The organism is Nonomuraea maritima (assembly GCF_900100395.1).
GTDB classification, from domain to species: Bacteria; Actinomycetota; Actinomycetes; order Streptosporangiales; family Streptosporangiaceae; genus Nonomuraea; species Nonomuraea maritima.
This window is the reverse complement of record NZ_FNFB01000002.1, coordinates 247,074-272,408: the sequence shown is the minus strand read 5'-3', so window position 1 is coordinate 272,408 and position 25,335 is coordinate 247,074. Positions and strand designations below refer to the sequence as shown.

Below are 25,335 nucleotides of genomic sequence, written 5' to 3'. Positions count from 1 at the left end.
GCCACGACACCTCATCGCGGCACCGGACAGCTGACGGATCTTCGGGGGCCCGTTTCCGTCGTCTGCAGGAACGGGCGCCCGGAATCAGTGCTGCCGCGCCGGTGACGACTCCTCCGCCGCCGGCACGTGCTCGCGTCCGAGGCGGCTCGGCCACCACGCGCGCCCGCCGAGGTCGCGTACGAGCGCAGGCACCAGCAGCGAGCGCACCACCAGAGTGTCGAGCAGCACGCCGAAGGCGACGATGAAGGCGATCTGCACGAGGAAGGCCAGCGGGATGACGACCAGCGCGGCGAACGTGGCGGCGAGCACGACCCCCGCCGACGTGATCACCCCGCCCGTGGTGACCAGCCCCCGCAGCACGCCCTCGCGCGCCCCGTGCCGGGCGGTCTCCTCGCGTACGCGCGACATCAGGAAGATGTTGTAGTCGACGCCCAGCGCCACGAGGAAGACGAAGCCGTACAGCGGCACCGACGCGTCGCTGCCGGTGAAGCCGAACAGGTGGGGGAAGAGCAGCGTCGAGACGCCGAGGACGGCCAGGAAGTTGAGCGCCACGGTGGCCACCAGCAGCACGGGCATGGTCAGCGAGCGCAGCAGGACGATCAGGATGAGCAGGATGATCCCCAGCACGACCGGGACGATGACCAGCGTGTCCTGCCGCGCGGTCTCGGTCGTGTCGTAGCGCTGGGCGCTGTAGCCGCCGACCAGCACGCCGTCCTCGCCGTGCAGCGCGGAGCGCAGCCGCCTGACGGTGTCCTGGGCGGCGTCGCTGTCGGGGGCGTCGCGCAGCGTGGCCTCCACCAGCACGCGTCCGTCGACCACCTTGGGGTCGTCGCCAGGCCGGCCGCTCGCGGACACCGCGGCCGCGCCGGAGACGCCCTCGACGGCGCCGGCCTTCTCCACGATCGCCGTGGCCCGCGCGGCGGGGGCGACGATGACCGCGGGCTGCCCCGAGCCGCCCGGGAAGTGCTCGCTCAGCGCCGCCTGCGCGGCCACGGACGGCGCGTCGCCCACGAACGTCTCGTCCAGCGGAACGCCCCTGGCGTTGAGCTGGGGCGCGAAGAAGGCGAGGGCGACGAGCGGCAGGACGGAGGCCACCCACACGAGGCGGGGGCGCCGGTCGACCAGCGCGGCCACCCGGTTCCACAGCCCCTGCGCACCGGTGTCGGACGGACGGGGACGCGCGGGCCACAGCGCGGCCCGGCCCAGCAGCACCAGCGCCGCGGGCAGGAAGGTCAGCGCGCTGAGCGCCGCGCACGCGATGCCGATGGCGCCCACGGGGCCGAGCGCGCGGTTGTTGGTCAGGTTGCTGAGCAGCAGCGCGAGCAGGCCCAGCGCGACGGTGGCGGCGCTGGCCACGATCGGCTCGACCGACTGCCGCAGCGCGATGCGGCCGGCCGTGAACCGGTCGGCGCCGGTGGCCAGCTCCTCGCGGAAGCGGGCGGTCAGCAGCAGCGCGTAGTCGGTGGCCGCGCCGATGACCAGGATGAACAGGATGCCCTGCACCTGGCCGTCCACCCGGACGATGTCGCGGTCGGCGAGGAAGTAGACCACGGCGCACGCCAGCCCGAGCGCGAAGACCGCGCCGAGGATGATGACCAGCGGTAGCAGCACGCTGCGGTACACCGCCAGCAGGATGATCAGCACGGTGACCAGCGCCACGCCGAGCAGCACGCCGTCGATGCCGGCGAAGGCGTCGCCCAGGTCGGCCCGGGTGGCCGCGGGGCCGGCGAGCTGTGTCGTCAGGCCGTCGACCGCCACGCTCGCGCGGATCCTGTCGAGGGCGTCGCCGAGGTCGCCGGGGCCGAGGTCGGGGCTGAGCTGCAGCACGCCCTGCAGCGCCCGTCCGTCGTCGGAGGGGAAGGCGGGTGTGGGCGTGCCGACGACGCCGGGCGCGCCGCGCAGGGCGGCCAGCGCGCGGGTGGCCGCCGTCGTCTGCTCAGGGGTGACGCTCGCGCCGGACGTCCACACGACGATCACCGGCTGGCCGTCGCCCTGGCGGAACGTCTCCTGCGCCTTGAGCACGTGCGTGGACTCCGCGCTCTGGGGCAGGAAGGCCGCCTGGTCGTTGGTGGAGACCTCGGTGAGCTTGCCGGCGAACGGCCCCAGCCCCCCGCCGACGGCGAGCCAGGCCAGCACCAGCAGCGCCGGGACCAGCCAGCGGGTCGATCGCCGCGCCATGATCCGTCACCCTTCCCTCACGTCAGATAGCTCAACGATCAAGATACTTGACCATTGAGGTAATGTAGCATGGGTCACCATGAGCGACGGCGAGGTACGGGTCGACCTGCGATCCATCGCGGTCCGCCTGCGCAGGATGACCGCCGAGTTCAATCGCGTCGCCCACGAGTTCGCCAACCAGCAGGGCCTGCACACCACCGACGTCCAGGCACTGATCATGATCTTGGACGCGCCGTCGCCGATCACGCCGGGCAGGCTTCGTGAGGAGCTCAACCTCACCTCCGGCGCCGTCACCGCCTGTCTCGACCGGCTGGAGCGGGCGGGGCACATCCGCCGGGTTCGCGACGCGCACGACCGGCGGGTGGTCCACCTCCACTATCACGAGGCGGCCAAGGAGCTGGCCGCCGCCTTCTTCCGCCCCCTGGCCGGCAGCACCGACAGCGCCCTGCGCCGCTTCACCGCCGACGAGCTGCGCACCGTGGCCACCTTCCTCGACGCCATGAACGAAGAACTCGCCCTCCTCCGCTCCACCCCCGCCCCCTGACCAGCCCCACTCCCGACATCTGCCGACCTTGGGCCCGACGGGCGTTATGCGATCGGTTGCCGCCCTCGGCCTCGGGCCCCGCGTGGGCGCGATGTGATCCTCTGCCGCCTCCGGCCCTCGGCCCTGCGCGGGCGTTATGTGATGTTTTGCCGCCAAGGGTTGAAATAGTGGGCGTATGCAACGGTTTGGCTGTGTGATCGGCGTGCGTCCCGAGCGCCGTGAGGAGTATCTGGCCCTGCACCGGGAGGTCTGGCCTCAAGTGGAGCAACGGCTGCGCGACAGCCACTTCACCAACTACACGATCTTCATCCATGGGGATCTGCTGTTCGCCTACTACGAGTACACGGGCACCGACTACACCGCCGACAGCGCGGCCATCGCCGCGGACCCGGTCACCCAGGAATGGTGGAAACTCACGGACCCGTGTCAGGAGCGGCTGCCCGGAACCCCCGACGGAGAACAGTGGGCCACCATGACCGAGGCCTGGCACCTCGACTGACGCCCACCCACCTTGGTACCCGCGCCAGAACCCGCGCCTGCCACCGGCCCGCCGCGAACGACGGGCCGGCAGACGCCTCTTGGCCAGGTCTCCGACGACGTGGTGGAACAGGCCGAGCAGTGCCTGCGGAGCATCGAGGCCGCCCTGACCGAGGCCGGATGCACGCCGGCCGACGTGGTGCGTGCTGCCCGACCGCGCCGACTTCGAGCCCTGCCGGCCGACGCTCAAGCGCGCCGTCGGCCAGGTCGACGAGGCGGCCGATGGCTCATGGGCGCCCGCGCTCGTCGGTGGAGCGATGCGCGTCACGTCGTGCCATGTCACGTCTCCGCGATGAGCGGTGTCCTCAGGGCATGATCGGACACAACACACCCCACAAGATCGTCATCATCGGCGGCGGTTACGCCGGAACGCTCGCGGCCAACCGTCTGCGGAAGCGCGACGACGTCGAGATCACGCTGGTCAATCCCCGCCCGGAGTTCGTCGAACGCGTCCGGCTGCACCAGTTCGTGGCCGGCACCGGCGAGGCGACGGCCGACTTCGGCACCCTGCTCGGCGAAGGCGTCCAGTTGGTCGTCGACAGCGTCACGCACATCGACACCGCAGCCCGCACGGTCCGGCTGGCGTCGGGCCGCGCACTGGACTACGACTACGTCCTCTACGCGATCGGCAGCACCGGAGCAGTACCCGCATCGGTGCCCGGCGCGGCCGAATGCGCCTTCGACATCGCCGAACTCGAGCCCGCACAGCGGCTGCGCGCCAGGCTGAACGAGCTGCCTTCCGACGCTGCGGTCACTGTGGTCGGAGGTGGGTTGACCGGCATCGAGACGGCCGCCGAGCTGGCCGAACAAGGGCGCAGGGTCATGCTGGTGTGCGGCCGGACCCTGGCGCCGTCGTTCAGCGCACCGGCTCGCCGGTCCATGGCCAAGTGGCTGTCCCGGCACGGTGTCGCGGTGCTCGAGGACGCCGTGGCGAGCGAGGTCCGGCCGGACGCGGTCGTCCTCGCCGACGGTGCGGTGCGTGCGAGCGCGCTGACCATCTGGGCGGGCGGTTTCGGTGTGCCGCAGCTGGCGGCGGCGAGCGGGCTGCGCACCGACGAGCTCGGCAGGCTGCTCACCGACGAGACGCTGACCAGCGTCGACGACGACCGCATCGTCGCGGCGGGCGACGCCGCCGCACCGTCGGGCCGGCCGCTGCGGATGAGCTGCTACGCCGCAGGGCCGCTCGGGGCGCAGGCAGCCGACACCGTGCTGAGCCGCATCGCGGGAACCGAACCGGCCGTGATCAATCTGGCCTTCTCCGGGGCGTGCGTCAGCCTCGGTCGGCACGTCGCCGTACGACAGGTCGCCGGCAAAGACGACACCGCGGTGAACGTCTACGTCGGCGGTCGTACGGGAGCGGTGATCAAGGAGGTGACCTGCAGGTTCGCAGTGTCGAGAATTCGCCGTGAGGCCCGCAGGCCCGGTTCCGCCGCCTGGTTGAAGGGCGGCCCGCGTCCCGAGCAACCGACCTCAGCTGCGCGGCCGGCCACCTCCCCGTGAGCACCGCCGAGCGGCCGGCTGTCAGACGCAGGCAGGCCGTGCGTGAGCAGGGATGGAGAGGAGGATCGGCCGAGCGTTGGGGCTCTGCACCGGGTCGGCCCCGAGCGGGTCAAGGGCAGGGGCAAGTGGATCGCCGAGGTCTGGCTGGACACGGAGCTCGTCGACCTCGCCACGCCTCAGAAGACAGTCTGTGACGGTTCCCAGACCGAGCAGTCGTGGGCGAAGAGGACGCGTCGCGGATCGAACTCGGCAAGCCGCTCGATCCAGGGCTGGTAGGTGGGAAGCGGCTGATCCACCCCGTCGAGTAGTGCCTGGCGAGCCAGTTGATCGGATGCGAAGTGGGATGCGAAGTCGTGTGCCTGGCCGGCGAGGACCACGGTGCCGTCACCCTGCCGGAGAACGAGCGACTGGTGTCCGGCGGTGTGGCCGGGGGTCGGAATGATCCAGACGCCCGGCCAGACCTCGGCTTCGCCGGTGAGCTCCTGGTAGGTCGCGCCGGGGAAGTCGACGAGCTCGTCGAAGGTGTGGTTGCCCTGGCGGACGGTGGCCAGTTCGACGTCCTGGACCAGGATGGGCTTGCCGGCCATGAGGGGATTGCCGCCGCAGTGGTCGAAATGAAGGCGACAGTTCACCACGAGCGAGATGTCGCTGGGAGCGACGCCAGCCGCTGACAGAGCCTCCTGCAGCGCACGCCGTCGAGGCCGGTAGTGGGCCTCGGTCTCAGGGTTCGCGGCGCCGATGCCGGTATCGAAGAGGATCAGCCCCTGAGCGTGCTTCACCAGATAAGCGAGCACAGGCTCAACCCGAGGCTCCGGCCCACCCGTCTCTGAAGCGGGCCGAACAAAGTATCCCAAGTCCAGCCGACGCACTGCCACGCTTGTCCCCATACGCCCATCGTGACAGCCCGCAACCCGCCGCCCACCCAGCTCCGCCAACAGCGGACACGCCGCCACTCCGTGCGATGAGAGCCATAGGGGGCATCGGATACCGGCGCGTGACCCCCGGGCCGTGAGCCGAGGACGAGGCCACCAGGCAGCATTGCCACATGATCGTCGGTGGCCTCGCTCACCGGCGGTGTTGCCACATGATCGTCGGTGGCCTCGTTCACCGGCGGTGTTGCCACATGATCGTCGGTGGCTTCGTTCACTGGCGGTGTTGCCACATGATCGTCGGTGGCTTCGTTCACTGGCGGTGTTGCCGTGTGGGTGGTGATGATCTCGTTCACCGGCTGTGTTGCCACGTGAGTGGTGGTGGCCTCGCTCGTCAACGGTGTTGCCACCTGAGTGTTGGTGGGCGAGGCCGCCGGTCGAGTTGCCTCTGGTAGGGGCGGCCACCGGGGAGCCCTGCCCGGTGGCCGCTGGTTGGTGGGGTGGCGGTGTGGGTCAGCGGTCGCCGGTGAGGCCCGCCTTGCGGAGGGCTTCGGCCATGGCACCGCTCGGTGCCGGACGGTCCTGGCGGCGGCCGCCGCGGCCGTCACCGCGGCCATCACCGCGGCCGTCACCGCGCCCGTCGGCGCCGCGTCCGCGTTGGCCCGCGTCCGCGCCGTTGCCGCGGGAGCCGCCCGAACGGCCGCGACCGCCGTCGCCCCGCCCGCCGTCGCCCCGGCTGCCATCTCCGCGACCGCCGTCGCCGCGGCCCCGCCCGCCGTCTCCGCGACCGCCGCCGCCGTTCGGGCCGGACGGTTGCCCGCTCCGGCCGCCCCTGCGGGGGCCGTCGGTGGACGCGTCCTGCGTCGTGTCGTCCTCCAGGCGCAGCGTCAGGGAGATGCGCTTGCGCGGGATGTCGACGTCGAGGACCTTGACCCGGACGATGTCGCCCGGCTTGACCACGTCGCGCGGGTCTTTCACGAACGTGCGGGACATGGCCGACACGTGCACCAGACCGTCCTGGTGCACGCCGATGTCGACGAACGCGCCGAACGCGGCCACGTTGGTGACCACGCCCTCGAGGATCATCCCGGGCTCGAGGTCGGAGAGCTTCTCGACCCCCTCCTTGAAGGTGGCGGTCTTGAACGCGGGCCGCGGGTCACGCCCGGGCTTCTCCAGCTCGCGCAGGATGTCGGTGACCGTCGGCAGGCCGAAGGTGTCGTCGGTGAAGTCGCCCGGCCTGAGCGCGCGCAGCGCCGCCGTGTTGCCGATCAGCGACTTGAGGTCGGTCTTCACCGAACCGAGGATGCGCCGTACGACGGGATAGGCCTCGGGGTGGACGCTCGACACGTCGAGCGGGTCGTCGCCGCCCCGGATGCGTAGGAAGCCCGCGCACTGCTCGAACGCCTTGGGCCCGAGCCGCGGCACGCTCTTCAGCGAGGCGCGCGTGCGGAACGGGCCGTTGGCGTCGCGGTGGCGGACGATGCTCTCGGCGAGCGTGGAGCCGATGCCCGACACCCGCGTGAGCAGCGGCGCCGAGGCCGTGTTGACGTCGACGCCGACCGCGTTCACGCAGTCTTCGACGACGGCGTCGAGCGACCGGGAGAGCTTGGACTCGGCCAGGTCGTGCTGGTACTGGCCGACCCCGATCGACTTGGGGTCGATCTTGACGAGCTCGGCGAGCGGGTCTTGCAGGCGGCGGGCGATGGACACGGCGCCGCGCAGCGACACGTCGAGGTCGGGCAGCTCCTGGGAGGCGTAGGCCGAGGCGGAGTAGACCGAGGCGCCCGCCTCGGAAACGACGATCTTGGTGAGCCCCGGCATGAGCTTGAGCAGGTCGCCGGCCAGCTTGTCGGTCTCGCGTGAGGCCGTGCCGTTGCCGATCGCGATCAGGTCGACGCCGTGCCGCTGCGCGAGCGCGCCGAGCACGGCCAGCGACTCGTCCCACTGCCGCTTGGGCTCGTGGGGGTAGATGGTCGTGGTCTCGACGACCTTGCCGGTGGCGTCGACCACGGCGACCTTCACGCCGGTGCGCAGCCCGGGGTCGAGACCCATCGTGGTGCGGGTGCCGGCGGGCGCGGCGAGCAGCAGGTCGCGCAGGTTGGCCGCGAACACCCGCACCGCCTCTTCCTCGGCCGCCTGCCACAGCCGCATCCGCAGGTCGATGCCGAGGTGGACGAGGATGCGGGTGCGCCAGGCCCACCGCACGGTCTCGCCCAGCCACTTGTCGGCCGGCCGCCCCTGGTCGGAGACGCCGAACCGGGAGGCGATGCGCAGCTCGTAGTCGGGGCTGTCGTCGGGCTCGAGGGTGACGGAGAGCGTCTCCTCCTTCTCGCCCCTGAAGATGGCGAGGATGCGGTGGGAGGGCAGCTTCGTGAACGGCTCGCCGAACTCGAAGTAGTCGGAGAACTTGGCCCCGGCCTCCTCCTTGCCCTCGCGCACCTTGGACACGAGGCGCCCGCGGGTCCAGAACTGCTCGCGCAGCGCGCCGATCAGGTCGGCGTCCTCGGCGAAGCGCTCGATCAGGATGGCCCTGGCGCCTTCGAGCGCCGCGCCCGCGTCGGCCACGCCCTCGGTGACGAAGCCCTCGGCCGTGGCCGCCGGGTCGAGCGTGGGGTCGCCGAGCAGTTGGTCGGCGAGCGGCTCGAGGCCCAGCTCGCGCGCGATCTGCGCCTTGGTGCGCCGCTTGGGCTTGTAGGGCAGGTAGATGTCCTCGAGCCGGGCCTTGGTCTCGGCCGCCATGATCTGCTCGCGCAGCGCGTCGTCGAGCTTGCCCTGGGACTCGATGGACTCCAGGATCGCCGAACGGCGCTCCTCCAGCTCGCGCAGGTAGCGCAGCCGCTCCTCGAGCGTGCGCAGCTGCGCGTCGTCGAGGGCGCCGGTCGCCTCCTTGCGATAGCGCGCGATGAACGGCACGGTCGCGCCGCCGTCGAGCAGGTCGACGGCAGCCTGCACCTGCCCGTCGCGAACCCCGAGCTCCGCGGCGATCCGCTGGTGAATAGAGAGCACTTGCCTGCCTTTCGATGGTCCCGCCGGTCAATTGTGCAGGACGACGCCGTCTTTCATGACCACTGTGGGCGGAGGGGCGTGCCGGTCATGCCCAGCACTGTAAAGGCCGCCACCGACGCTTTCCGCGCCCTTGTGGTGACGGCCGCGTGACCCGGCGGCTCAGATCTCGTCGAGATGGGTGACATTGGCCAGGTCGGCGGGGTCGGCGCTGGGCCGTCCCGCCAGCCAGGCGTCGAGGATCTCCGCCAGCACCACGTCGGACGTGAGCCGCAGGCTGAGCGCCAGCACGTTGGCGTCGTTCCACTTGCGCGCGCCGTCGGCGGTGTAGGCGTCGACGCACAGCGCCGCCCGCACACCGGGCACCTTGTTGGCCGCGATCGCCGCGCCCGTGCCCGTCCAGCAGCACACCACCGCCTGGTCGGCGTGGCCCTCGCTGACGTCGCGGGCGGCGCGCTCCGACGCCCACGCCCAGTCGTCGCGCTCGCCGTCGTTCAGCGCGCCGTGAGTCACGACCTCGTGCCCGCGCCCGCGCAGCTCGGCCACGACGCGCTCGGCCACGCCGTCCCTGCTGTCGGCCGCCACAGAAAACCGCATGCGCCCTCCCTGTCGCTCGCTCCAGGTCTACCAGCCCACGCGTCACAGCGCCTTCAGGCCGCTGATCACCTCCAGCAGGACCTTCGCGTCAGGGGCGGGCGGCGGCAGCTCGACCTGTACGAGCTTCTGGGCGTGCAGGTCGCCGACGAGGACCCGGACCACGCCGATGGGCAGGTTCAGCTCGGCGGCGACGTCCACCAGCCGGGTCGGCTGGGTGCACTTCTGCAGGATGATCAGGTGCTCGGGGTCGAGCCCGCGCGGCGGCGTGAGCCCCCCGGCCGTGATGATGACCGCGATGAGGTCGATGGCCTCGCTCGCGGGCACCGTCCGGCCCCTGGTCAGCAGGTAGGCGGGGACGATCGGACCGGCGTCCTCGTCCAGCCAGCGTTCCTCAGTCATTGCGCACCACCCGCATGGGCCGGATGGAGTCCTGCTGGGGAGTCTCGGCCTCGGGTTCGGCCACGTGCTCTTCCGGGATCAACACGATCGCGGTGGTCCCTCCATATGGTGAACCGCGTAGTGTCACGCGGATGTCATGCCTGGCGGCCAGGCGGGAAACGACGAAAAGGCCCAGCCGGTCGCTGTCGGCCAGGTCGAACTCCGGCGGGCTGGCCAGCCGCTCGTTGTACTCGGCCAGCTCCTCGGCGCTCATGGCGAAACCGCGGTCCTCCACCTCCAGGGCGAAGCCGCGGGCCCCCGCCTCACCGCGCACGATGACCGGGGTGTGGGCGGGGGAGTAGACGGTCGCGTTCTCGATGAGCTCGGCGACCAGGTGGATGACGTCGCCGACCACCGGCCCCGCCAGCCGGTGTCCTGGCATCGGCTCGACGACCACCCGCTGGTAGTCCTCCACCTCGGCGGTCGCGCCGCGCGCCACGTCCAGCATCGGCACTGGACGGCTCCAGCCGCGTCCCGGCGTCGCCCCCGACAGGATGATCAGGCCCTCGGCGTGGCGGCGCATCCGGGTGGTGAGGTGGTCGAGCTTGAACAGGTCCTCCAGCGCCTCCGGGTCGGTGGCGCGGTGCTGCATGTCCTGCAGCTGGATGCGCTGGCGGTGCAGCAGCGTCTGGCTGCGCCGGGCGAGGTTGCGGAAGACGTGCCCGACGCCCTCGCTGAGCTGGGCCTGGCCGACCGCGGCCTCGACGGCGGTCTGCTGGACGGTCGAGAACGCCTGCCCGACGTCGCCGATCTCGGTGGTGGTGCTGGCCACCCGCAGCTCAGGCATCTCGACGGTCTCGCCCCTGCGCAGCTTGGCCACCACGTCAGGCAGCCGCTCCTCGGCCACCTCCAGCGCGGCCTGCCGGAGCGCGGCGAGCTCCTTCGACAGCCGTCCGCCCATGCGCAGCGAGAACACGATGGACACGACCACGAGCGCGAGTGCGGTGCCCGCGAGCAGGAACGCCCGCGACAGCACCTGGTCGGCGATCGGGTCGGCCCGCTCGTTCAGCGTTGTGCTGGCCCGGAGCTGGGCGGTGTCCAGCGCCTTGACCAGCGCGTCCGTGGTGGTGACCCAGTTCTGCGGCGTGCGGCCCGCGATGATCTGGTCCTCCATCGTGCGCATCCGCTGGTAGGCGGGGGAGGCGACGATGGAGACCTGGGGGTCGCGCAGCGCCGGGTCGAGGTCGTCCAGCGCCTGGTCGAGCAGGAAGCGGCGGTTGCCGGCGAGCTGGCTGAACAGCCTGCGCTCCGCCGGGACGACCTGTCCGATGACGAGGGCCTGCTCCCGCGTCAGCAGCTCCGTGGCGTACCCCATGTCGATGACGAGGCGGGACTGCTCGTAGATCGGGATGTCGTCGATCAGCGCGACCCGCCGGTGCAGGCCGAAGAGGGTGTCGACGACCCGGTTGTACGCCTCCACGGTGCGCAGACGGTCGGACAGGCCCGCGTCGATCTCGCCTCGGATCGCGTCGAGCCTGTCGAGTTGCGTGTACACCGCGTCCACTTGCGTGCGGATCTCTTCCGATCTGTCTTGGGGGGTCGCCGAGCGCTTCCTGAACGCTTCGCCGGCGGCGTCGGTGCGCGACCGCTGAGTGTTGACCACGGACCTGTGGACCGTGCGGCTCAGGAGCTGCGCGGTCACGAGGCGTTCGCGCTGGATCTCGGTGATCAGTTCGTACGCGGGAAGACGGAGGTTCGTCCAGACTGTCTTGTACTGACGCAGCTCCAGGCTCTCGGTGGCGGTGACGGCGGTGATGACCCCCCACAACACCACCATGGAGGTCAGCGGCACCAGGAGAAGCCCGATGATCTTCATCCGGATCGTTCGGCTGCGACCCATGGCACCTCACTCCGGTCGGTCCCTTACTGGCAACCCCGGACGGGACAAGCCATGAGGATAGCAATTCGATCACCAGATTGCCCAATTTTTCTGGACTTTTAGCTGTGTGTCCCCCCTTTGGAGCGATCTTGGAGTAAGTTGCCCCGCGTACATCGGCGAGTCAAGGGAGATGCGTTGCGCCGTCGATTCGCCGCGGCCGCCGTACTGACCCTTCTGGCTCTCCTGGCCGCCTGTTCGACGCCACCCGAACCGCAACGGGCGCCCGCGGGAGAGTCGCCCTTCGTGTACGTGCGCACCGCCGACGTCGTCACCGAGTGGGACCCTGGCCGTTCCTACTCCAACGAGATCGTCGCCTTCCAGAACGTCTACGAGACCCTCACGTACTGGAACCCCGTCACCAGGAGGACCGCGCCGCGGCTGGCCACGTCGTGGCGCTCGTCCGCCGACGGCCGCACCTGGACGTTCACCCTCCGCCCCGGCGTCACCTTCCACACCGGCAGGCCACTCGACGCGGCCGCGGTCAAGGCGTCCGTCGAGCGCACCATGCGGACCGGGACCGGGGCCTCCTACATCTGGAGCGCCGTCGCCTCCATCCGCGCCGACGACCCGCTCACGGTGACGTTCGCGCTGAAGTACCCCGTCCCCCTGGACGTCGTGGCCTCCGCCGGCTACGCCGCCTACGTCTACGACACCAAGGCGGCGCCCGACCTCACGGCGTGGTTCCGGCAGGGCAGGGACGCGGGCTCGGGCCCGTACACCGTGACCGCCTGGAAGAAGGGCGCCGAGGACGAGCTCACCCTCAAGGCGTACGCCGGCTACTGGGGCGGGTGGCGCCGGCCGCACTACGACACGGTGAAGTTCAAGGTCGTCGCCACCCCGGAACGGGCCTACGAGCTGCTCCAGCGGGGCGAGGCCACCTTCGCCGGCCGCCTCGGCCCACGCCTGTACGCGCGCGCCGCGGTCGAGCCCGGGTTGCGCACCTCGGAACGGCCGTCCTTCACGACCGCGATGCTGCTGTTCAACACCGCCGCCGGACCCATGCGCGACGTGCGGGTGCGCCGCGCGGTGCAGCAGGCCATCGACTACCGCGGGCTGGTCAAGGCGCTCAACGGCTCGGTCGCACCGGCCAGCGGCATCGTCCCTGAAGGGCTGCTCGGCCACGTGCCAGGACGCGCGCCCCGCCAGGACCTCGCCGCCGCCAGGCGCCTGCTCACGCAGTCGGGCCACGGCCCCGGCGGGCGCCCGCTGCGGCTCCGGCTCACCTACAGCGAGGGCGACCCCGACCAGCAAATTCTCGTACGGCGGCTGAGCGCGACCCTCCGGCGGCTCAACGTCACCGTCCAGGCCACGGCGATGCCATGGAACGAGCAGTGGGAGCTGGCGAAGAAGCGCGGCCAGGACGTCGTCGTCATGTACTGGTGGCCCGACTACGCCGACGCCTACTCCTACTTCGGCACCGTCTTCCACGGCGCCGAGCCGCCCGTGCTCAACCTGTCGTACCTGTCGGACCAGGGGCTGGACGCGCTGCTCGACACACTGCCGGAGCTGACCGTCACCGACAGGACCGCGGCGCAGCAGGCGTACGAGAAGGCCACGCGACGAGTGCTGGACCAGCGGGCCGCGGCGGCGGTGCCGTGGGTGGTGACGGCGCGCCGCGCGTACTACGCGGGCGTGCAGGGGTACGACGACAACCCGGCCTACCCCGACGTCGTCTTCGCCTACCTGCTGCGTCCGTCCGCCTGAGCGACGCGGTCGCGCAGGCGGGCCCTGACCTCGTCGGGGGTGTACGCGCGGCGGCGGCGTTCGGCGCGCGCGATCACCACTCCCGTGGCGGCGACCCCCATGATTCCGGCCAGACCCAGCATTTTCCACCAGCGCATCTGCTTAGGCTAGCTCCGTGCTGACTCTCGACGAGGCCGTACACGTGACCCGTACCGGCGACCTGTGGATCTTCCGCGGGCGCTCCGCCCCCGACCGCGCCATCCAGACGGTGACCAACAGCCCGGTCAACCACGTGGGCATGGCCGTCGTGATCGACGACCTGCCTCCCATGATGTGGCACGCCGAGCTCGGCAGGTCGCTGCCCGACCTGTGGTCCGGCACCCACCACCGTGGCGTCCAGCTGCACGACCTGCGCGACGCCGTGACGGTGTGGGTCTCGAAGTACGGCCAGCGCCCCTGGCTGCGCCAGCTCGACCCCGAGGTGACCCGCGAGATGGAGGACGCCGCGCTGCGCACGGTCGCCCGGCTCGACGGCACGCCCTTTCCCTCCACCGCCAGGCTCGCGGCCCGCTGGGCGCGGGGCCGCGTCCCGCGCAGGAGCCGCGCGGAGCAGACCATGGAGAGTGCCTACTGCGCCGAGGTGGTGGCCGTCACGTACGAAGCAATGGGCCTGCTGCCGACCGGCCGCCGGCCCAGCTGGTACGACCCAGGCCGCTTCTGGAGCGGCGACCACCTCGAACTGCTCACCGGCCGCCGGCTCGGCGACGAGATCACGGTGGCCGTCGAACGAGTGGCACGCTAGAGGGATGCGCCTGACTACCTGGAACGTCAACTCGGTCAAGGCACGGCTGCCGCGCCTGCTCGACTGGCTGGCCGAGGTCCGGCCCGACGTCGTGTGCCTGCAGGAGACGAAGTGCCCGACGGAGGCGTTCCCCGTCGGGGAGGTGGGCGTGCTCGGCTACGCCGTAGCGGCCCACGGCGACGGGCGCTGGAACGGCGTCGCCCTGCTGTCCAGGGTCGGGCTCGACGACGTGACCCGGGGCTTTCCCGGCGAGCCGGGCTTCGCCGAGGACGGCGTCCCCCGCCCTGAGGCCCGCGCGATCGGCGCGACGTGCGGCGGCCTGCGCGTGTGGTCCGTGTACGCCCCCAACGGCCGCGCGGTCGACTCGCCCCACTACGCGTACAAACTCGACTGGTTCGCCGCGTTGCGGGACGCCCTCGCGTCCGAGATCGCGGCCGGGCCGCTCGTCGTGTGCGGCGACTACAACGTGGCCCCGACCGACGCCGACGTGTGGGACCCGGCCCTCTTCGTCGGCTCCACCCACGTCACGCCCGCCGAACGTCAGGCCCTCGCCGACCTGCGCGACCTCGGGCTGCTTGACGTGGTGCCGACGCCGATGAAGGGGCCGCACCCGTACACGTACTGGGACTACCGGGCCGGGATGTTCCACAAGAACATGGGCATGCGCATCGATCTCGTCTACGCGGCCGCCGACGTGGCCGCCCGCGTCCGCTCGGCGTACGTCGACCGCGAGGCCCGCAAGGGCAAGGCCCCCTCCGACCACGCCCCCATCGTGATCGACCTGGAGCCGTAGCGCCCGCCCGCGATCGGGCGGGCGTCGTCCCGACCGGCGGTGGGGGCGGGGTCAGGTGTGGAAAGCGCTGTGGTCGAGGCGCCGTCAGCGGCGGAAGGCGCGGCGCAGGCACCAGGCGGTGACGACGGCCGCGCCCGCCGCAGCCAGGCTGACCGCGCGGGTCAGATCGACCGCGCGGCGGATGTCCTGGACGTCCGGTTTCGGCCCGTCGCCCATCGTCGGCCGGCTCTCCGTACGTCCGCCGTAGACGTTCTCGCCTCCCAACGTCACCCCGAGCCCCCCGGCGAACGCGGACTCGCACTGCCCCGCGTTCGGGCTGGGGTGCCGGTGCCCGTCGCGCCGCAGCACGGCCCGCGCCCCCGCCGGGTCGGGCGCCGTCAGCACCGTGAGGACCCCGGTCACCCGCGCGGGCACGTAGTTCGCGACGTCGTCCAGCCGTGCCGCCGCCCACCCGAACCGCTCGTACCGGGGCGAACGATGACCGATCATCGCGTCCAGCGTGTTGATCGCCCGGTACGCCAGCAACCCCGGCACCCCCGCCACCGCACCCCAGAACAGCGGGGCCACCACGGCGTCGGAGGTGTTCTCCGCCAGCGACTCGACCGTCGCGCGGGCGAGCTCCTTGGCGTCGAGGCCGGAGGGGTCACGTCCGCACAGGTGGGGGAGCCGGTCCCTGGCGCGTTCCAGGTCGCCGGCCTCGAGCGCGTCGCTCATGTGCGCGCCCTCGCGGGCGAGCGTCGTCCCGCCCAGCACGGCCCAGGTGGCCAGGGCCGTCAGCGTCGTGCGCGCCGGACGTCCCGGCACCTTCATCGCCAGCACCCCGAGCCCGGCCGCGCCACCGACGCAGACCGCCACGTGCAGGACGCCGCGCGCGCGGTCGTCGCCGTACAGGGACTTCTCCAGCCGGGCCGCGGCCCGCCCGAACACGGCGACCGGGTGGGCGGGACTCTGGGGGTCGGCCACGAGCCGGTCGAGGGCCACGCCGAGGGCGAGGCCCAGAGGATCACACCAATTGGGCATGAAGCTCATCTTCGTGCACATCCAGCCATGCGCTGGCCCGGCGGATGCGCTCGCCCGCTCCACCCGCCCACATCTTCGCCCAGCTCCCGCCGACGTCCGCGCGGGCCCGCATGTGGGCGTACGAGCGGTGAAAGCGCAGGCGGGCGACGTCGAGCAGTCGGCGGCGGTCGCGCGGCGGGACACCGTACGCGTCGCAGAACAGCCGGATCCGGGCGCCGGCGTCGGCGGTGCGCAGGAGCAGCGGGCGGTCGACGGGGTCGGAGATGGGTGCCCAGTGCCGCAACGTGGTGACGACGTCGAAGATCCGGCTGGTGGGACGGGCGAGGTCGAAGTCGATCAACGCGACAGGGCGTCCATTGCGAAAAATCACATTTTCCGGCGTCACGTCGCAGTGTCCGATGACTTCCGGCGCTTTGTCGTCATTCGACCCGCCGGCCCATCCGTCCGGCGACAGCGGCAGCCCGGCGGTCGCGTCGTGGAACTCGCGCAGCAACATCGCCAGCGCCGCCAGCGCCTCGTCGGAGGCGCTCTCCGCCCGCAACCCGCACGTGCCGGGGACGAACGTGAGGACCTCCCGCCCGAACCCGTCCAACCCCAGCACCCGGGGAGCGCCGTCGAACCCGACGGTCTCCAGGTGTCTCAGCAGGGCGTGCACGGCGGGCGTCGATGCGCTGACCGGTCTGCGCACGGTGTCTCCGACGCGCACCACTCCGTCCGTCACATCCCCGCCCTGCAGCGGTATTTCATGCAGGAGCGACGCGACCATGCCAAGGAAGCTTAGACCTGTTTGCCCCGTCCTCGCCGGACTTTACGCAGGCTCGAAGATCTGGCCCCGTACGCCGCTAGCCTGCAGCTTCATGCCCATCGTGCTCTCGCTGGCGGCGTTCCTCATGACCGTCGTGGGCGGTATGGTCGCCGACCGCATCGGCCGGCGCCGCCACCTCGTCCTCGGCTTCGCGGCCGGCGCGATGCTCGGCGTCGTGGCCTTCGACCTCCTGCCGGAGGCCCTCGCCCTCGATCCGGTACACGTCCACGGCGTGCCCCTGCCGCTGCTCACCCTCGCCCTGGGCTTCCTCGCCATCCACGTGGTCGAACGCTCGGTCGGCATGCACGCCGGACACGAGGACGCCTACGCCGCCCACCGCCACACCCGCTCCGGCCTCGGCCTCTTCGCGGGCTCGGCCCTCGTCGTCCACAGCGTCCTGGACGGGCTCGCCATCGGCGCCGCGTACCAGACGTCGGCATCCCTGGCCGTGACCGTCGCGCTGGGCGTCGTCGCCCACGACTTCACGGACGGCTTCAACACGTACACCATCACCTCCCTCTACGGGAACGTCCGCCGCCGCGCCCTCACCCTGCTCGCCCTCGACGCCCTCGCCCCCGTCGCGGGTGCCACCGTCACCCTCCTCGTCACCATCCCGCACCAGCTCCTCGCCGCGTACCTGGGGATGTTCGCCGGTTTCCTCCTCTACCTGGCGACCGCCGACATCCTCCCCGAGGCCCACACCGCCCGCCACGCCCCGGCCCCGACGTTGACCGCCACTATTCTGGGCACGCTGTTCATGTGGGCTGTGATCGGCCTGACAGACTGACACGAGGAAACGTGTGCGTGACATGTCGCCGGATCATGCACAATAAGGCGGGAGCGCCCTTAGCTCAGCTGGATAGAGCATCGGACTTCTAATCCGACGGTCGCAGGTTCGAATCCTGCAGGGCGCGCAACCAAGACCAGGCAATCCATGGGTTGACCTGGTCTTTTGCATGATCGGCCCGTTCGCTCGGTAGGCAGCGGGAGGCCCCCGAAAGCAGCCCTGTGCCACTGCTCGCGGAACATACGCGGAATGCTCGCGACTCCGTTTCCCCAGGTCGGCGCGGAGGTTGCGGAGTCCGGAACGGCGAAAGGACCCCGGGATCTCCCGAGGTCCTGCCGTTGGGCTGTGAGCGTCACAGCGCGAGCGCATCCAAGATGCGCCGGTTGGCGACCTCTCGTTGGCCGTCGATGCACTTGGCGGAAACCCCGGGGCGCTCTTCCTCACCACGTTGTGGGAGCATGAGCGCGCCGGAGGTAACGGAGATCCCTCAACTGCGCCCGCGGATGCGCTTCCCGAGGTCGGAATCCGAGTTCAGCACCGCATCGCAGACGCGGTGTCCGGAGTCTTTGGCGCCTCCAGCGAATGACAGGGCACCCGTCGGGGTGCGCTTCGCGGCTACGCCTTCCCAGTACTGCGGCGCGCGATCCCACTTGACCTGCCGCAGCATCTCCAGGAGCTGGTCCACAGAAAGTCGGGGGTGCTCCTTGGTCCACGGCATGGTTCTGTGGGCAGCGGCTCCCACCCCCGCGAGAACCGCGGGGGTCGTCAGCGCAGAGCGCCGGCTGAACTCGTCGGTGAACTCGCGGATGATGGCCGACACGGTTTCGGAAACTCCACGGACAGCTTCCTTGGGATCCACCCCCTCCGGCAGGTCGTCCGTCGTGATCGTGCCAGACGTGCTCTCGATGCCCGGTTTCCCCAGAAGGGTCGTGACGGTAAGGGAACGAAGAGCGGACAAGGTGATCCACTCGGTGTCGTTCTGCGAAAGCTGGCGCTTTCGCTGGTTGACGTACTTGGAGAAGGGGGCGTCGATCCCATCGATCAGGAGCTGAGTGTTGTCCAGCACATGGCGTGCAACTGTCGTGCCGAAGTCGCGCTCGTCCATGGAGAGGGCGAGGGTCTTTGCGACCGGGACACCCAGAAGGTTCCGGTCGTGGAAGATCTGACGGGCCTCACTAATGGTGATGTCCCAGTAGATCTCGAACGGCATGGCGACTTTGCGCAGCTCTTCCTCGTCAAGATCGAACTCACTCGGATCGTTCCACAGCCTATGGATCGCCGCGACCTGTGTTTCAGCGTCGATGGCGATCACCGGACTGCCGAGGGGGAGGTAGGCGGTTCCGTTGGTGTCCAAGGTCAGCGGGCGAACCGACCAAAGACAGAGAGGGGGCGTTGACCAAGCGCGACCGTGGTCGCCGCGCAGGCCCGCCGCGATGTAGTCCGCATAGGGCTCGACATTCCGGCCTTTGGCGGTGCCCTTCAGGAGTCTCTGAACCGCGGCGCGAACCTCGGCGTGCTGACGAAGCTGGCGGTCGTGGCGCAGCGCGCCCGGCGTCTCCTCCCGGGCCGGGTCGGGCACGACGGACACCAGCGTGCCCATGCTCATGACACCGATTCCCGCGTGATCGCGGAACTGCATGAGGCGGATCGGGACGCCTTCGGACATGGGAATCGTCATGGGGTTTCCTTCCCGTTGCTTTGCCTGACGTTGAAGGAAACGGTACCCCCCGCAGACTTGCTATTCAAGCCCGCAGATAGAAAAACACGAGCCGCGGGTAAGGATGGCAAGGTTCTTGCGAACTCGTCAGGCGTTCTGCGCTCCCCGTAGGTCGAAGTACGGGGCTCAAGGGCAATCTCCGACTGTCTGCGGGGAAACTGTATGAGGCGGACCACTCGCGATGGCAACGGCGAAAGGGCTCCGGGATCTCCCGAGGTCCCGCCGTTGGGTGTGAACGTCACAGCGCGAGCGCTTCCAAGATGCGCCGGTTGGCGACCTCTCGTTGGCCGTCGATGCACTTGGCATAGACGCGGAGCATCACGTCGACACCGTGCCCGGCCCGTTCGGCGGCTTCCGGAGCGTGTACGCCAGCGTTGATCCAGAGCGAGACGGCCGAGTGCCGGAGGTCGTACGGCCTCCCCGCCAGGGGAGAGGCGACCTGGTCGGGGGTGAGCGCGTACGTGCGGGCTTCCTGCCAGATCTTCGCGTACGCCGACCCGGAGATCACCCCGCCCGTACGAGTCCGGAACAGTCGGCCATCCTCGGCGACGCCGAAGGTGTCGATGTGCTCGCGAAGGATAGTCACCAGTTCCGGCGGGATGGGAACGATGCGCGTCTGCTTGACGTCCCGGTGCTTCAGACCTCGCTCGTCATGGGCATGCCCGGAGTCGGTGAACCGGCTGTTGCTCTGCGGCCTGGTCTTCTCCAGCGTCAGCAGACCCCAGCCGTGCGCCGGAAGATGGCAGTCCTTCTGCCGCAGTCCCGCCGCCTCTGCCGGACGGAGGCCACCAAAGTACATGCACGCGAACATCGCCGCCAGCATCGGCCCGCGCGACCGTCCCACGTACGTCACTGCCGTGAGCAGCTCACGCGCCTGCCGAGGGTTGACCACCGAGCGCCGGTCGATCTCTCCGCTCACCTTGGCCTTGCGGAACTTGACCTTGTGCAGCGGATTTGCCGAAAGCTCTTCCAGCTCCACGGCGTACTCAAGAGCGTGATGGAAGACGGCCCGCTTGCGGCGGTACGTCGACGTCGCCGCGGCCTTGCCGTCGAGGCAGAGCGCCAGGGCTTCCAAGGCGGCACGCGCGTGCTTGGTCTCTTCCAGAGCGCTCAGGGGGAGCGACGCAGACTCAAGCCAGCGCACAGCTTTCGCGATCTCCGGTGTCGGAGTTGGCCGGCGATCCTCAGGCAGGAACGAGTACTCCCGGAGTGCTCTCCGGATCATCTGGTCTGACGGTCGGCCGGGCACCTCGTTGACCAGGACGCGGGTGACGGTGGCGAGGGCGTCGGTCATGCCCTCGCGGGACTTGGCCGCCGCGTGTGGCCACCAGGCTTGTACGTACGCGACCGCGAAGGCGTACCAGGTGCGGGCATCCTTGGCCTTGACCATCGAGGCCGGGAGCCCGGTCTCGACGTCGAACGCCTCCCCCTTCTTGGCCGCCTGCCGCAGGTCGGACAGGAAGCTCTCGGCCAGGCCCTTGGTCTTAAAGGTCTGCGACTTCTCGCGGTTGCCGACCGTCCACCGCACAGTGTGGGAGACGATCCGAGGCTTCTTGCCGGGCTTGTCGGCTCGGGTGTTGGTACGGATGTCCCAGAACTTGACCTTGTAGGAGGTAGTCATGCTGCGCTCCTGAGGGATTCGAGCCAGGCGTCAAGGTCGCTGCGGTAAATGCGGAGTTCACCGTTCGGCAGGCGAATGCCCTGGGGTGCCTTGCCGATCTCGCGCCAGCGGTAGAAGGTGCGGCGGGAGACTCCGCCGAGTTCGTCGAGGACCTGGGCGACGGTGAGGAGTTCGTCCCGCCTGCTCATGCCGCCCTCCCGGTGGGCTCAGTTGCCGAAAGATCTTGACCGGCGGCTCTGGCCTCCAGCTCTCTGAGGTGGGCTCGCCAGCGCTGCCGTTCGGCGACGGTGCGCAGGAGGCGTACGGCGAGGGGAGGAACGTTGGCGTCTCCGGCCGGAACGGGGCGCCAGATGTAGCGGTGCGGGTCGGTGGATTCGTCGGCCTGGCCGAGGGCTTCCAGGACCCAGGTACGGCGGTCCTGCTTGTGTTCGGCGAGGGTCTTGTTGGACCACTTGCGGGAGACCAGAACGCGGCGGCCCGCGTAGCCGAGGTATTCAGGCTTGTGCGCCTTGGAACGGCACCGGCCTGGAGCCATCCCCGCCTTGGCGTTCTTGGGCTGGACGCCGTAACGCAGCCAGTTCGGGCAGGCCGGCGAGCACGGTTCGTAACGCAGGGCATCGACCATGCGGGCGGCGTGGTCGCGCTGGGCCTGGCCGCCGTCGAGGGCGTCGCCGAGGGACTTGGTCAGGTACTTCGACAGGTAGCGGATGCACTGGTCGGCGTGCGGCGTACCGGCGAGGACGCCTTGCACGTCCACCTGTTCGCCGAAGCGCAGCACGTGGAGGGGTTCGGCGTCCTCGTCCAGGGCGTCGAGGGCTTCGTCCCAGGTGGGCAGGACCTCGCCGGTGGCCGGGTCGAGGTAGCCGGCCTGCTCGTCCCAGACGGGCAGGTGGTCACCGTCGAAGCGCACCTCGTCAGCCTGCGGCCACCAGACCTGATGGTAGGTGGCGGCGGCTATCTGCTTGATCTCCGCACGCGGGAGGGTGCCCCGGATGGCCATGTGCAGATGCGGGGCCAGCCGCTTCTGAGGCTCCACCGAAGCGAAGTACTGCACGTCATAGCCCGCAACGCGGCGCAGGTTCTGCACGAACCGGTCCACCAGCTTGGAGAAGTGCAGCGCGTCCCGAGCCGCGCGCCGGTAGTCGTAGGCGTCCGGGTCGATCGGGGCGCCGTTACGGACCTTGCCGTAGCTGGGCAGGGTGAGCGTGACGAACAGCGACGGCCGGTAGACCTTGCCATCGGCCGCGTGGAAGGTGCGTCCCAGGGTGGTGGAATCCATCTTGCGCTTGGGCAGGTCGGGTGCGTCCTGCCGCCGCCGGGTCGATCGGGAGCGTTTGGGCACCGCGGATCCGGTGACGCTTCCCCTCATCCCGGCGGCGTTGATCTCCTCGTCCAGGCCTGCGAGGACGGCGTCCAGGTCGGTCGTGTCGTCGCCGGCCTGTGCGGCAGCGTCGCGCTTGGCCTGCATGTCGGCGCGGAACTCGACCAGCCAGCGCTGTTCCTCGTTCGGCTCGTCGGATGTGATGGCCGGTTCGGTGTCGAGGTGCCAGCCCTCGCGGCATTGGGCCATGCGGAGCTGGCGGTTGCGCTTGGCACAGGGCGGGCACTTGCTGTCCAGGGTGGAGCCGCACGGCACGTCGATGATCTCGGCCTTGCCGGTGACGATGTCCAGCCGTCGCAGCGCGAGGGGCCGGATACAGACGCCGTGCTGCTTGGCGACCTCCACGAGCACATCCCGGGCCATCGGCATGGCCTGACGGAGGGCCCGGGGGAGAGCGCGGTCGTGCGGATGGGTCATAGGTTCCTGCCTTCGTCGGTGGTCTCGGTCATCGCGGCGCAGAGCCGGTAGCGCTTGTGCGAGGGGTGGGCGTGGATGCGGGAGTGGTGGAGCTCGAAGACGCGCATGCGGGGTAGATCACGGGCGGTCAGCAGGACCAGCAGGGGACGGCCGGCGACCCGGCTGATCTCGTCGGCGGTGCCGTGGAAGCAGATCTTCATGCCGCACTGCCGTGCGGCGCGTAGGTGTCGGCCATGGCGCGGATGTCGGTGTCGGAGACGTAGGCGGCGCGGACCCGGACGGGTTCGGGGCTGGTTTCCAGCCGGACGTAGCCGACGCCCGCGCCCAGTTCCGGAACGGGTGAGATGTGATCGGCGAGCGCGCCCCGGTCGCGTGCGCCGTCGCCGAGGACCATGTCCACCTGTTCGGACTCGTCGAGCCGGAGGGCGATCTTGTCGGGGAACAGGTTGCGGATGTTCATGACCTCTTTGCGCGGGTCCTGGAGCGCGGCCAGGACGCCGACGCCGACCGCGCGGCCTTGGGTGGTGAGGGTGGCCAGCGCGGCGGAGATGCGTTGCCGGAGTTGCCGGTCGGACTGGTAGGCGGTCAGGAACGCCACCTCGTCCACTACGACCAGGACGAACGGGTCATCGACGGTGGGGGTGTGGGAGCGCTGGAGGCCTGCGAATCGGGCGGCCCGCTTCTGCATGACGCTCACGGCGTCGTCCAGCAGGTCGGCGCACTCTTCCGGTGTGGCCGCGTAGCGCGGGCCGAATAGGTCGCGTCCGTAGGACAGTTCCATCAGTTTGGGGTCCAGCGCCCACAGCTCGACCAGGCCCGCACGGGCGGCGGGGAGCAGGGAGCGGATGACGGACCAGATGATCGATCCCTTGCCGGCCCCGGTCGCGCCCGCGACGAGGACATGGGTGCCGTGCACCTTGAGCCGCCATGGCCGGCCGTCCTCTTGCTTGCCGATCTCGACCGGCCCCACCGTCGGCTCCTGCGGCATGGGCAGCGCCGGGAGGGGCGAGGCGAGGGGGTCGCTGCGCGGAAAGGTCAGGGTGAGCCGACCGGCCGCGGACGGCGCCACCCGGCAGGACTTCGCGCCGAAGCCTTGTGCCAGGTGGTCGGTTCGGTCGGACCAGTCCTTGACCGCTTGGCCCTTGAGCATGCGTACGGTGACCAGGTCGGCCCACGAGGTGCAGGTGACCTTGCCCAGCCGTGGGAGGTAGTCACGGCCCCGGAGGTGACGGCCGAGGCCGGAGACGACCATGACGGGTTGCCAGTGACGGCGGTAGACCCAGACGAGCCGCCACCAGGCCAGCAGCCGGAAGCCGACGAGACGGGCGAACGACGGCCGGTCTATGAACGCCCACGAGGCCAGGGCCAGGACGACCGCGCCGAGCAGGCACGCTGCCGAGGGCCAGCCGTAGAAGTACCAGGCAGCGGCGAGGGCCACCGGGACGATGGCCGCGATGGGGTGACGCCAGATCGTACGGACGAGTCCGGCGAGCATGCGCCAGGCGAGGATGACGAGGGTGAGGATGGCGGGAGTGGTGACGACGGCCGGGCGGAGGGTCTGTACGGTCTTCGGTGTAACTCCTATTAAAGGAGATGCACCCGATGGTTACTGTGGTCCAGGCATCGACGGAGATCGACCTGGAGGACGCCGAGGTGACGCGCAAGCAGACCAAGGACACCGATCGAGAGCTCGTCAACGAGCTGGTCGAGCAGGCCCGCGCCGAGGGCATCGAGCTGGTCGGCGAGAACGGGTTGCTGGGCCGGCTGACCAAGCTGGTGCTGGAGTCCGCGCTCGAGGGCGAAATGACCGACCATCTCGGCTATGACAAGCACGAACGCTCCGAAAGCAACGACAACGGCAACGCCCGTAACGGCACCGGTCCAAGACGGTCATCACCGACGTCGGCCCGGTCCAGATCAGCGTGCCACGCGATCGGGACGGCAGCTTCGACCCGAAGATCGTGCGTAAGCGACAGCGGCGCCTGTCCGGCGTGGACGAGATGGTGATCTCGCTGGCGGCCAAAGGCTTGACGACTGGGGAGATCTCGGCGCATCTGGCCGAGGTCTACGGCGCGCAGGTGTCCAAGCAGACCATCTCCACCATCACCGACAAGGTGCTGGAGGGCATGACCGAGTGGCAGAACCGGCCGCTCGATCCTGTCTATCCGGTGCTGTTCATCGACGCGATCCACGTCAAGCTACGCGATGGGCAGGTCGCCAACCGTCCGATCTACGTGGCGCTGGCGGTCACCGTCGACGGTGAGCGCGACATTCTCGGGTTGTGGGCCGGCGACGGGGGCGAGGGCGCGAAGTTCTGGCTGCACGTGCTGACCGAGATCAAGAATCGCGGCGCCGGCGACGTGCTGATGCTGGTCTGCGACGGGTTGAAAGGCCTGCCGCAAGCCGTCGAGCAGACCTGGCCGCGCACGATCGTGCAGACCTGCGTGGTGCGTCTGCTGCGTGCCTCGTTCCGGTATGCCGCCCGCCAGCACTGGGACGCCATCGCCAAAGCGCTCAAGCCGGTCTACACCGCCCCGACCGAAGCCGCCGCACTTGAACGGTTCATGGAGTTCGCCGAGGTCTGGGGCGGCCGGTATCCGGCGATCGTGAAGCTGTGGGAGGACTCCTGGGCGGAGTTCGTGCCCTTCCTCGGCTTCGACACCGAGATCCGCCGGGTGATCTGCTCGACCAACGCGATCGAGTCGGTCAACGCCCGGATCCGGCGGGCGGTCAAGGCCCGCGGGCACTTCCCCAACGAGCAGGC

At 70.2% G+C, this 25,335-nt stretch carries 22 protein-coding genes, 1 tRNA gene and 1 pseudogene; 9 read left to right on the top strand and 15 right to left on the bottom strand.

Features of this window, described 5'->3' with window-relative positions; genetic code table 11:
* Positions 1–84: 84 nt before the first annotated feature.
* Positions 85–2,178 (bottom strand): MMPL family transporter, encoded by a 2,094-nt coding sequence (locus BLR04_RS04850; protein ID WP_090759999.1) that lies wholly within the window; start codon positions 2,176–2,178, stop codon positions 85–87.
* Positions 2,179–2,257: 79 nt separating this feature from the next.
* On the opposite strand from BLR04_RS04850, the gene BLR04_RS04845 reads away from it, so the two are divergent.
* The 3 genes from BLR04_RS04845 (at position 2,258) to BLR04_RS04830 (ending at position 4,759) form a co-directional block, all read left to right on the top strand.
* The gene (locus BLR04_RS04845; RefSeq protein WP_090759997.1) at positions 2,258–2,722 is read left to right on the top strand and encodes a MarR family winged helix-turn-helix transcriptional regulator; all 465 of its coding nucleotides are present in this window, start codon (positions 2,258–2,260) and stop codon (positions 2,720–2,722) included.
* Positions 2,723–2,915: 193 nt separating this feature from the next.
* Positions 2,916–3,221, top strand: a complete 306-nt coding sequence (locus BLR04_RS04840; protein ID WP_218128720.1) for an L-rhamnose mutarotase — start codon at positions 2,916–2,918, stop codon at positions 3,219–3,221.
* A 350-nt stretch (positions 3,222–3,571) separates the two neighbouring features.
* Positions 3,572–4,759: an NAD(P)/FAD-dependent oxidoreductase gene (locus BLR04_RS04830; RefSeq protein ID WP_176902939.1), complete on the top strand. Its 1,188-nt coding sequence runs from the start codon at positions 3,572–3,574 to the stop codon at positions 4,757–4,759.
* Positions 4,760–4,935: 176 nt separating this feature from the next.
* On the opposite strand, the gene BLR04_RS04825 is transcribed toward BLR04_RS04830, so the two are convergent.
* The 5 genes from BLR04_RS04825 to BLR04_RS04805 all read right to left on the bottom strand — a co-directional run bounded on the left by BLR04_RS04825 (position 4,936) and on the right by BLR04_RS04805 (position 11,506).
* Complete coding sequence (locus tag BLR04_RS04825) at positions 4,936–5,553, bottom strand: N-acyl homoserine lactonase family protein (RefSeq protein WP_218128719.1); 618 nt, start codon at positions 5,551–5,553, stop codon at positions 4,936–4,938.
* Positions 5,554–6,141: 588 nt separating this feature from the next.
* Positions 6,142–8,634, bottom strand: coding sequence for a Tex family protein (locus BLR04_RS04820; protein ID WP_090759991.1), 2,493 nt, complete (start codon positions 8,632–8,634; stop codon positions 6,142–6,144).
* A 159-nt stretch (positions 8,635–8,793) separates the two neighbouring features.
* Positions 8,794–9,228: an RpiB/LacA/LacB family sugar-phosphate isomerase gene (locus BLR04_RS04815; protein WP_090759990.1), complete on the bottom strand. Its 435-nt coding sequence runs from the start codon at positions 9,226–9,228 to the stop codon at positions 8,794–8,796.
* A gap of 42 nt (positions 9,229–9,270) precedes the next feature.
* Positions 9,271–9,627: a DUF742 domain-containing protein gene (locus tag BLR04_RS04810; RefSeq protein WP_090759987.1), complete on the bottom strand. Its 357-nt coding sequence runs from the start codon at positions 9,625–9,627 to the stop codon at positions 9,271–9,273.
* Positions 9,620–11,506 (bottom strand): sensor histidine kinase, encoded by a 1,887-nt coding sequence (locus tag BLR04_RS04805; protein ID WP_245740029.1) that lies wholly within the window; start codon positions 11,504–11,506, stop codon positions 9,620–9,622. The genes BLR04_RS04810 and BLR04_RS04805 overlap by 8 nt, the downstream gene beginning before the upstream one ends.
* A 174-nt stretch (positions 11,507–11,680) precedes the next feature.
* Here BLR04_RS04805 and BLR04_RS04800 point away from each other — a divergent pair, with 174 nt between their 5' ends.
* Positions 11,681–13,249 carry an ABC transporter substrate-binding protein gene (locus BLR04_RS04800; RefSeq protein WP_090759983.1) on the top strand — a complete coding sequence of 523 codons (1,569 nt, stop codon included), beginning with the start codon at positions 11,681–11,683 and terminating at the stop codon, positions 13,247–13,249.
* Here BLR04_RS04800 and BLR04_RS40455 read toward each other — a convergent pair.
* Complete coding sequence (locus BLR04_RS40455; RefSeq protein WP_176902938.1) at positions 13,225–13,386, bottom strand: hypothetical protein; 162 nt, start codon at positions 13,384–13,386, stop codon at positions 13,225–13,227. The two genes, BLR04_RS04800 and BLR04_RS40455, sit on opposite strands and share 25 nt — an antisense overlap.
* Positions 13,387–13,406: 20 nt before the next feature.
* Between BLR04_RS40455 and BLR04_RS04795 the strand changes: the two genes are divergently transcribed.
* Positions 13,407–14,030 (top strand): hypothetical protein, encoded by a 624-nt coding sequence (locus BLR04_RS04795; protein ID WP_218128740.1) that lies wholly within the window; start codon positions 13,407–13,409, stop codon positions 14,028–14,030.
* Between the two features lie 4 nt (positions 14,031–14,034).
* The gene (locus BLR04_RS04790) at positions 14,035–14,823 is read left to right on the top strand and encodes an exodeoxyribonuclease III (RefSeq protein WP_090759979.1); all 789 of its coding nucleotides are present in this window, start codon (positions 14,035–14,037) and stop codon (positions 14,821–14,823) included.
* An 84-nt stretch (positions 14,824–14,907) separates the two neighbouring features.
* Here BLR04_RS04790 and BLR04_RS04785 read toward each other — a convergent pair whose 3' ends face one another.
* Both BLR04_RS04785 and BLR04_RS04780 read right to left on the bottom strand, forming a co-directional pair.
* The gene (locus BLR04_RS04785; protein ID WP_090759977.1) at positions 14,908–15,843 is read right to left on the bottom strand and encodes a cobalamin biosynthesis protein; all 936 of its coding nucleotides are present in this window, start codon (positions 15,841–15,843) and stop codon (positions 14,908–14,910) included.
* Positions 15,827–16,609, bottom strand: a complete 783-nt coding sequence (locus tag BLR04_RS04780; RefSeq protein ID WP_090759975.1) for a phosphotransferase — start codon at positions 16,607–16,609, stop codon at positions 15,827–15,829. Before BLR04_RS04780 ends, BLR04_RS04785 begins: the two co-directional genes overlap by 17 nt.
* A 91-nt stretch (positions 16,610–16,700) precedes the next feature.
* Here BLR04_RS04780 and BLR04_RS04775 point away from each other — a divergent pair, with 91 nt between their 5' ends.
* Together BLR04_RS04775 and BLR04_RS04770 are read left to right on the top strand one after the other, a co-directional pair.
* Positions 16,701–17,435, top strand: coding sequence for a ZIP family metal transporter (locus BLR04_RS04775; RefSeq protein WP_090759973.1), 735 nt, complete (start codon positions 16,701–16,703; stop codon positions 17,433–17,435).
* A 53-nt stretch (positions 17,436–17,488) separates the two neighbouring features.
* Positions 17,489–17,562, top strand: a tRNA-Arg gene (locus tag BLR04_RS04770).
* A gap of 360 nt (positions 17,563–17,922) precedes the next feature.
* Here the strand turns inward: BLR04_RS04770 and BLR04_RS04765 are convergent.
* The 6 genes from BLR04_RS04765 to BLR04_RS04740 form a co-directional block, all read right to left on the bottom strand.
* Positions 17,923–19,113: a DNA sulfur modification protein DndB gene (locus tag BLR04_RS04765; RefSeq protein ID WP_090759971.1), complete on the bottom strand. Its 1,191-nt coding sequence runs from the start codon at positions 19,111–19,113 to the stop codon at positions 17,923–17,925.
* A 277-nt stretch (positions 19,114–19,390) separates the two neighbouring features.
* Positions 19,391–20,773: a tyrosine-type recombinase/integrase gene (locus tag BLR04_RS04760; RefSeq protein WP_176902937.1), complete on the bottom strand. Its 1,383-nt coding sequence runs from the start codon at positions 20,771–20,773 to the stop codon at positions 19,391–19,393.
* Positions 20,770–20,961: a helix-turn-helix transcriptional regulator gene (locus BLR04_RS04755; RefSeq protein WP_090759970.1), complete on the bottom strand. Its 192-nt coding sequence runs from the start codon at positions 20,959–20,961 to the stop codon at positions 20,770–20,772. The genes BLR04_RS04760 and BLR04_RS04755 overlap by 4 nt, the downstream gene beginning before the upstream one ends.
* Complete coding sequence (locus tag BLR04_RS04750; protein ID WP_090759968.1) at positions 20,958–22,571, bottom strand: replication initiator; 1,614 nt, start codon at positions 22,569–22,571, stop codon at positions 20,958–20,960. The genes BLR04_RS04755 and BLR04_RS04750 overlap by 4 nt, the downstream gene beginning before the upstream one ends.
* The gene (locus tag BLR04_RS04745; protein WP_090759966.1) at positions 22,568–22,771 is read right to left on the bottom strand and encodes a hypothetical protein; all 204 of its coding nucleotides are present in this window, start codon (positions 22,769–22,771) and stop codon (positions 22,568–22,570) included. Before BLR04_RS04745 ends, BLR04_RS04750 begins: the two co-directional genes overlap by 4 nt.
* Positions 22,768–24,066, bottom strand: a complete 1,299-nt coding sequence (locus BLR04_RS04740; protein ID WP_090759964.1) for an FtsK/SpoIIIE domain-containing protein — start codon at positions 24,064–24,066, stop codon at positions 22,768–22,770. The genes BLR04_RS04745 and BLR04_RS04740 overlap by 4 nt, the downstream gene beginning before the upstream one ends.
* A 107-nt stretch (positions 24,067–24,173) precedes the next feature.
* Here BLR04_RS04740 and BLR04_RS04735 point away from each other — a divergent pair.
* Positions 24,174–25,335, top strand: a pseudogene (locus tag BLR04_RS04735) (IS256 family transposase); the annotation flags it as partial.